General features: G+C 46.4%; 5 protein-coding genes. 2 read left to right on the top strand and 3 right to left on the bottom strand.

What is annotated here, in order from left to right; translation table 11 throughout:
• The coding region (locus KAH81_02190; GenBank protein ID MCK5832456.1) for a hypothetical protein at nucleotides 1–1,061 on the top strand (1,061 nt) is incomplete at its 5' end.
• A 284-nt stretch (nucleotides 1,062–1,345) separates the two neighbouring features.
• Nucleotides 1,346–5,716 carry a hypothetical protein gene (locus KAH81_02185; GenBank protein MCK5832455.1) on the top strand — a complete coding sequence of 1,457 codons (4,371 nt, stop codon included), beginning with the start codon at nucleotides 1,346–1,348 and terminating at the stop codon, nucleotides 5,714–5,716.
• Between the two features lie 260 nt (nucleotides 5,717–5,976).
• Here KAH81_02185 and KAH81_02180 read toward each other — a convergent pair whose 3' ends face one another.
• The 3 genes from KAH81_02180 to KAH81_02170 are packed head-to-tail and all read right to left on the bottom strand — an operon-like array spanning nucleotide 5,977 to nucleotide 8,690.
• Nucleotides 5,977–7,398: a 2-oxoacid:acceptor oxidoreductase family protein gene (locus KAH81_02180; protein ID MCK5832454.1), complete on the bottom strand. Its 1,422-nt coding sequence runs from the start codon at nucleotides 7,396–7,398 to the stop codon at nucleotides 5,977–5,979.
• Complete coding sequence (gene vorB / locus KAH81_02175; GenBank protein MCK5832453.1) at nucleotides 7,399–8,466, bottom strand: 3-methyl-2-oxobutanoate dehydrogenase subunit VorB; 1,068 nt, start codon at nucleotides 8,464–8,466, stop codon at nucleotides 7,399–7,401.
• Nucleotides 8,466–8,690 (bottom strand): 4Fe-4S dicluster domain-containing protein, encoded by a 225-nt coding sequence (locus tag KAH81_02170; protein ID MCK5832452.1) that lies wholly within the window; start codon nucleotides 8,688–8,690, stop codon nucleotides 8,466–8,468. Before KAH81_02170 ends, vorB begins: the two co-directional genes overlap by 1 nt.
• Between the last annotated feature and the right edge of the window lie 316 nt (nucleotides 8,691–9,006).

Raw genomic sequence — 9,006 nt, 5'->3', positions numbered from 1 at the left:
ATCTGCAGAGCGGAAGGGAGTCCGGTCGCTTGGCTTATGTCACAGGCTACGATTCATCCGGCCGCATGGTCGGCGTCGATGGTTATTCCTATCCGGCAGTGCTGGATAATTTCGACGGAACTACGATTTGTGCGGGCATCGGCGTTCGCGGAAACGTAACGCCACCAACGGTGTTGACGCTCGATGCCACTGGAACATACTGGATCGGCGGCGTCTATGGCGCGGTTAACGGGGCGATAAACACTACACCGGCAAACGGCGCTGTGGCCGGTGTTATCGGTGTAGATAACAATTCGGGCACCGCAACCTCATATGCCGGGTATTTCGACGGCGATGTGAATATCACCGGAAGCCTTACGGGTGCCGATGTCCATATCGGTTCCGGCGCGAGCGGCTATATCACTAAATGGACGGGAGCTTATTCACAGGGCAACTCGCAGATATATGACAACGGAAGTAATGTCGGTATCGGAACGAGCAGCCCGAGCACAAAATTACATGTTCAAACATCGGGTGGCGGCGAAATAGCGAGGTTTAGTTCCTATTCATATTCTGGCCCGACCGCAATAATAGGAACGGAAAACACCGCGCCCGGATTGGGCTATCTCGGGCTTTATTATGCAACCGAAAGCACCCCTCGAGTCAAAATCACAGCACATGCCTCGAACCCGTCCTATTTCAACGGTGGCGGCAACGTCGGCATCGGAACGACAACTCCGAGCCAGAAGCTCGATGTCAACGGATATGTCGATATGGCCAACGGATATGCGATAGGCGCGAGCGCCACGAATATCAAAATCACATACGGTCGAATAACGTATGGGAATTTAAGCAATAATGCGCGGTATTGGGCAACCATCCCCCACGGCCTGAGCAACGCATATCAAGTCCTCGCGTCTCTTTACAATTGCGCCGACGGTTCCTCGCAGGTTCATCCCGCGGGCGTGTCGGTTTCCGTGTTCAGATCGGGGGGCAGTGGAGCTTGGTCTTATTGTATAGAGAATAAAAGTGGTGGAACAAGAAATATTTCGATTACATGGATGGCGATAGGTGCGCCATAAAGCGAGAGGTAATGGGGGCACGGCGTCGACGTGCCCGTTTGCGGTGGTCGGGGCAAGCCTCGACTATGGATTGAAAACGAGGATTGTAGGGGATTGCGCTTGCTCCCGAAACGTAAGAGGGCATATAGGTTTTCCCTTACCCGGTCGTGGGTGAGATCGACGTTTCGTGCGAAAGAATGTAAGGACGGCCCGGAGAAACCGTCTATATTTTGAAATCTTTGATTTGGCTTTTTTAAAAAGGAAGCATTATAATGTATATTAGATTATTAATTGAAAGGATTAAAATGGGTCGCATAACATCTTGCACCATTCTGATTGCTGCGTTGATCGTAGTTATAGCTTTGCCTGTTTTTGCCCAATATGGTTCCTCGACCAGTTACAACCTCCAATGGAAATCTATCCAAAGTGGTGGTAATGAGGGCGACGATGTAACATCGACGAGTTATAGGCTTTCGTCTTCGATTGGGCAATCGACTCCAGTTACCGATGGTCCTTTATCGAGCACGAGTTTCGACCTTTATTCCGGCCACAGGAAAATCGATGTTGATTTTCGCTATCCCTTCAGTTGGTTCACATTTGCTGTGGAATATGCATCGGATACAAGCTGGGTGTTAACCTGGAGTGGTATCGATACAACGGCTGAAGATGGTTGGGGATGGGGAATTTGGAACTATGATGTTCAGTATTCCATCGGGGGTGGAGCGTGGACACCATGGCGGGATGCCACTACCGACACCTTTGCGACCTTCGGTCCATCTTTACCGGTAGCAGTTATCCCCGGAATGACTTATAACTTCCGTATTAGAGCACGCGATTTAGCTCGTAACGAAGCACCATGGGGCGATCAGGATACGGTTATTGTTAATTATGTTGTTGAGTTCTGTGTCTATACCGATCCTGGACTTCCGACCGATGAGCTTAACTATATTACCCTTTCTTATAACAACGATCTCGGTGTTCCTATTGTCGAGCATATATGGGAAGGGCACTGTGCACAAGTATGGTGTGTTCCGGGAACTCAAGCCGAAGTTTCAAGATTGTCCACAGCATCTGACGACGAAGAACGCTGGATGGTCAATTCCACCGATGATACAATTTGGGTTATCGATGGGACTGAGGCCGATTATAATGTTCGATATTGGCATCAGCTGAATCCAATGATAGTTCTCGATGGTACAGACCCGACTCACACAGTTGCAACGCTTAACCATGAGCAGTTCGGCCCCGGACATGTCGAGGGCGGTTTGTGGGAAACCTGGCAGGAATGGACTGATTGGGGTAGTATAATCGAGTTCACCGATACAACGACAGGAATCCCGACACTTCGTGCTGTTGCTTGGGATTCTACTCGTTTCCATGATGTAGACGGCTTCTTTACCGATACAATTCATTATATGGCTGCCAGCAATGTTATTGTAGTCCAAACATCGTTTGGGGGCGACAGTGTTCGCATCGATGGATCATGGCTGCCTAGTCCTTATTATACAGATTGGTTCGATATGTCAACCCATGAGATTGCTGTTAAAGATACAGTATGGATCTCAGCTTGTGAAATTTGGGTTTTCGACTATTGGGAGGACTCACCGTCAGCTCCGACGGTTAGAAATGTCACAATTACCGGTGATTCGATTTTTACAGCAGATTATCATCATGAGTTCAAGTTCGATGTTGCCAACCCATCGGGTCTTGGGACACCGGTCCCACCTGTTGGAAGCTATTGGCGTGACGAAGGTGACACTGTAGAGGGTTCTATTACGCCACTTATAGTTGGAGATAGCGTTCTTGTGGGTTATAATGGAACCGGTTCATTACCTTCCGGTGCTGGTAGCGAATTCTGGTTCGAGATTTACGATTGTTCCTCCATCGAGTGGAGATGGACACCTGTTGGCGAGATGTGCACACTTTGGGTATTCAGTCCCTATGGTCACCCATCGCCTGATGGCATGTGGATAGTTCCTAATGGGACTATGATAAATTGCAGCGTTGAAGAAAGCACCTATGTCGATGGGGCATGGCATGAACTCACCGGTTGGCGCGGAGATGGTGCAATTGTTCCGGCTACAGGCACCGATAACGAGGTGGCTATCAGAGTTACCGGAACATGCTGGTTGGTTTGGGAATGGGAAGAAGATTGGATGCCGCTTATTGTCGGTTCGGAACCGAGCTATCATGGTTCGCCCGTTCCTGACACCGGCACTCATTGGCTCGATTATGCGACTCTTACCTCCGCATGGGTTACGAACCCCGACGGCCTATGGTGGTGCACAGGCTATGAAGCTAATTATTGGGGTTCGGTGCCTTCTACGAGCGCGGATAGTGTAAGTTTTATAATCGACTCTCCGACATTTATTGATTGGCAATGGGAATTCTCTCCCGCAGAGCTTTGCACACTCTGGGTGTTCAGTCCTTATGGCGAACCAGTCCCGGGCATTGGGATGCATGTATATCCTGCCGGGCATTCTGTGACTGCTATGGTTCCAACACCAGCCGCCGGACATGATTGCTCGGGTTGGATAGGAACCGGAAGCGCGCCGCTTTCGGGCGTGTCCAATACGGTAACTTTCACTATAGATGAGACAAGCACGATTACTTGGCAGTGGGGCGAGGATGTTGTGCCTTTGGTTGTTCAGAATCCAGGGGATCACGACACTCCGGAGCCGCCGGTTGGAATTCACTACTATACAATCGGATCAGAAGTCGATGCTTGGGTTACAAGCCCGGATGGAATGTGGTTCTGCACGGGTTACGAGGGTTACGGCAGTGTTCCCGACTCAAGTTATGAAGATAGTCTTCATTTCACAATTACGGAGCCGAGTGGCATTACCTGGATTTGGGATAGCGATGTTGTTTATCTCGACGTTACCGCCCCGGCCTATTCCGATGCATTTCCTCTAATAGGAAGAAGCTATCATCCGCGCGGAAGGGTTATTTTTGCTACAGTCGTGGACACTTTCTACGAAGATGCAGATCATAGAAGCATTTGCACAGGCTGGCTGGGAGATGGAACTGTTGTTCCAACATCTGGAATCGAGTCGAGCGTGTCAATTGTTATGACCGATAATGGAACTTTAGATTGGCAATATAGCGATCAATATCAACTCACTCTAGATCATGTGGGACTCCCGGGAGGCGTTGACCCGACTGGTCTTGGAGTGGAAGGCTGGTATAACGATGGCGATACAGCTACCTTAGTAACTGACAGTGTCATTTGGGATTCGGGCATTCCCTTTGCATTCATGTTTTGGGATTCTGGGGACGAAAGTCCAACTATCGGGAATACACTGTCTCACAATACCTGGATATTGATGGATGAAGCATACGCAGTTACCGCTATGTATGAGCGTGGAGTTTTGGTAGATATTATTAAATCCCCAATGCACGACTCACCGGGTTGGATAATCGTCGATGGAGATACAACATTCGATGGAATCTACAGCACTATGTGGGCTATTGGGTCGCGTCATAGTATCGAGGTTAGCGTTGTGGATTCAACGGATACAATTCGATATGTTTTTGATGCATGGCGAGATGCGCCTTCAGAAGCGGGCCTTAGAGATGTTGCTCCCATAACCGATACGACATTCTTTGCTGATTATTTCACGGATTACCATTATATTCTCACCAAATCGCCTGTCGAGGATACGCTAGGCGTATTAAATATCGATGCTATAGGTTATACTGGAATTGCATCTGTAAGACAGGATGTATGGTGGCGTGAAGGAAGCACACATGACATCACTGTTACGGATGTTGATTCATCTCTAGTGGTTAAATATATATTCCATGGATGGAGCGATGGCGTTTCTACACCCAGTAGATCTATCGGACCGATTACACATCACGATTCTTTATCTGCTAATTACAATACACAGTATCTATGCAGAGTTGTTAAAGATCCTCTCGAATATCATGGTTCTATATATTTCGATGGCGTGGCTTACCCCGATATTGGAGAGTTCGAAGCATGGGTTGATGAGGGTTATTCCTTCCCGGTTGCGGTAAGTAAGTTTGATACTGTCGCCGATTCGCTGTATCGTTTCATCGCTTGGGAAGATGGACCTATCGATACCTTCAGAGTGGTTGGCCCCTTCATGGCTCCAGACACTTTCGTTGCACTTTATGAGGGGATACAAATCGATCTTCATATCGAGATTGGCCACCATAGACATTACCCATGCGATTCCGTTTTCTGGAATATTCGGGATTCTCTGGATTGGGAAGAAACAATTACGATGAGTCCTGTGGACTCGATGAATATACATAATCTGTCTAATGTTCCTGTAGATTTTGGGTTAATGATCAGCGGGATCATCGATACGAATATTGGTTGGCGACCGGATACTTTCTGGTCACCGGGAAGTTCTACAGATGATAATATCTTCGTTCTCCGAGGTCGTTTCAATGATAATCCCGAACCACCAATAACTTGGTGGCTTACACGCGATTTTATTATCGAGACCGTATATTGGGCAATTAACGAAGGCGGCGCTGAACCGGCAATATTTGGCCCCGGCGGAGAAAATATTCCTCCGGTTACCGAACCAAATAACACTGAAAAACTGTGGTTGCAATTCAAAGCCCCTAGGAATAGCAATAACGCTAATCATACACGTGTTATTATATTACGACTTTATGTAAAAGCGCATTTGGAGTAAGTCGCTCACTTATAATCCCGCGACCGAAGCCCCTTCGAAAGAAGGGGCTTCACTTTTGTAAAATATCAAGAATAAATCACAAATTGTTCAATTGAAGAGTTGGGTTTTAAGGAATATACTAATCTAAAAGCTGGGGTAGTATTTCAACTACTTTGGTTAAATTGTGGAATAGTAAAATAAACACTCTAAAAAAAGCCCCCGCTTAAATGCGGAGGCTTGGATTTAGAAGTTACTCACACCACAAGGTGGGAATGGGATATTTATACTTCATCGTAACCGCGTTGGAGGGCCACGATATTTTGATCGATGAATTTTTTGTTATGGATAACCTCTTTAAGTGCGTCTTTCACAATATCCATTTTTATGATTTTGGTCTTGGCTAGAATGGACCCAATCACAACCATATTTGCAAATCTAAGATTGCCTAGCTCATCAGCTATATCCGAGAAAGGTAATCCGATGCTATCGACATCTGTGCGGGTCGGTTTTCTGTCTATCATAGAGGTATTGTAGAAGATAACTCCACCGGGCTGAACCATTGGCTCGAATTTGTCCAGCGAAGGCTTGTTCAAAGCCACAAGGATGGTTGGAAAATCAACAACGGGGGCACCGATGGGATTCTCACTAATAGTAACCTGACAATTTGCAGTGCCACCGCGCATCTCCGGCCCATAGCTGGGAATCCAGCTTACATGCCAACCTTGGCGCATGCCGGCCTCCGCAAGGGTCTGACCGAGAAGCAGAACGCCCTGTCCACCAAAACCGGCAATCTTTATCTTCGGATTTCGGTATTTTTCTGGGACATCCGACATCAAGCGGTCGCGGAAAAGTTTATCCTTCATCAAACCGAGTTTTTCCTTTATCTCGATTTTAGTGATTTCAGTTTTTTGAGGGAAATATCCTTCACGCTCCGCAATAACATCCTTAGTAACTCCAAGCGGGAAGTATGGCATCATCTTTTCCTCGATCCACTTTTTGGATTCGACAGGTGTTGTTTTCCATCCACTTGGGCAGGCAGATAATGACTCGATAAGGCTAAATCCCTTGCCGTCGATCTGGCACTGAATAGCTTTACGAACTGCTTTGCGCGTTTTCATAATGTTCTTTGCATTATGAAGCGAAGTGCGCTCGAGATACGCCGGTGCTTCGAGTGTTGCTAGAAGCTCGACTATCTTCAGGGGGTAGCCCTCATTCTCGACTTTTCTTCCATAAGGCGTAGTAGTTGTTTTCTGGCCGATCAAAGTTGTCGGAGCCATCTGGCCACCGGTCATTCCGTAGATTGCATTATTTACGAAAAACACGGTGATACTCTCGCCACGGTTTGCAGCTTGGAGTATGTTATTACCGCCGATAGCGGCGAGATCGCCATCACCCTGATAGCTAATCACGATGCTATCCGGATTGGCACGTTTGAGTCCTGTAGCAACTGCCGGCGCGCGTCCGTGTGCAACTTGAATGTTGCCGGTGTTAAAGTAGTAATAAACAAATACCGAGCATCCGACTGGAGAAACCATGATAGTGCGGTCTCCGATGCCAAAATCTTCGATAGCTTCAGCTATCAGTTTGTGAAGAATTCCGTGGCCGCAGCCCGGGCAATAGTGAGTATTTTCCTTATCTTGACCCGGTTTAAAAACAAATGTGTCCATGAAACCGGTGGGTTTTCTGAGAACGTCTTTAGCCATTTATATCACCTCCCCTTTAGAAATCATAGTAATTTTCTCGACCAATTCCTCGACAGTTGGCACAACACCACCCATACGACCGTAGAAATGTGTTTTGACATCGTGGCCACTAACGGCAATGAAAACATCTTCATACATCTGGGCGTTGTTAAGTTCAACGACAAGGATATCGCTTGCTTGATCAGCACATTTAACGATTTCTTTCTTAGGGAACGGGAAAAGTGTAATAGGCCTTAAAAGTCCGGCTTTGATTCCATTCTTGCGAACGGCATCGACAGCACTTCTGAGGATTCGACTAACTATTCCGAAACCTGTAACGATGATCTCTGCATCGTCGAGTCTATATTCTTCGGTGCGAACCTCATTTTCTTCTATTTTAGCATATTTTTTTTGAAGCTTGATGTTATGTTTTTCAAGTTCTTCGGCTTCGAGATAGATCGAATTGATTAGGTTGTGTTTGGTTTCGGGTGTTCCCATGATTGCCCATTCGGCATTGGTTTGTGTGTCGAATTTAATGGGTTCTCCAAATTCGACCGGTTCCATCATCTGGCCGATAAAACCATCGGTAAGGACGTAAACCGGTGTGCGGTATTTTTCCGCCAAATCGAACGCGAGGATAGTAAGGTCACACATCTCTTGACCGCAGTTCGGTGCGAGAACGATGCATTTGTAGTTACCGTGACCGCCGCCTTTGACAACCTGATTGTAATCGCTCTGTTCAGGCGCGATATTGCCGAGTCCCGGACCGCCGCGCATAATATCCACTATGACTATTGGTAGCTCGGAGCCTGCAGCGTAACTGACGCCCTCTTGTTTAAGGCTGATTCCCGGACCGCTAGATGCGGTTATCGTTCGAACACCTGCACCTGCGGCACCGTAGCACATCTGAATCGCCGCAACTTCGCTTTCTGCCTGTAAAAAGGTTCTTCCAAGTGGTGGAAAGTAGAAAGCTGCAGCCTGCGCGATCTCGCTAGCTGGGGTAATCGGATAACCAAAAAAGCATTCTGTACCTGCCAAAAGCGCGCCTTTAATAACAGCCACGTTGCCTTTGATTAACTCTTTCGCCATTATTCCACCTCCTTATCTTTCTTATAGACGATTATTGCATCCGGTTCGGGGCAGGAATAGAAACATATTCCACAGCCTGTGCAGCCTTCGCCTTTATATTTGGCGGGGTGATAACCCAATTTGTTGAGGACTTCATTATCGACCTCAATGCAATGTTGTGGACAAGCGTCGATGCATAACCCACAGCCTTTACAATGATCGATTTGCACTACAATCTTCGGCATTGATTTACCTCCATAGATATTATTGATATAATGATTAAAAGACCGAAATAACAATTAATATATATCCATGCTTCTTAAATATCAAGGTGTTTGTTGTTTTAGATAATTGCATTCTCAAAAGTGCCTAAAAGCTAGAATATCTTCTTAATTGAATGGAAAAAATAATTCTGAGACCTTCGATAAAAGTGTTTTGCTATAATATTTAAATTTGGAAGAGGATTATTACTAAATAACGACAGAAAAAGCTTATTTTTTGAATAGTAGCATTTCAATTAAAGGTTTTAATTTTATATAAATAAAGTGCGGTTTTAATACG

It is taken from the genome of bacterium (genome assembly GCA_023145965.1).
Taxonomy (GTDB): Bacteria; UBP14; UBA6098; order UBA6098; family UBA6098; genus UBA6098.
Note: the sequence above shows the minus strand (reverse complement) of the source record. Positions and strands in the feature narration are given on the sequence as shown.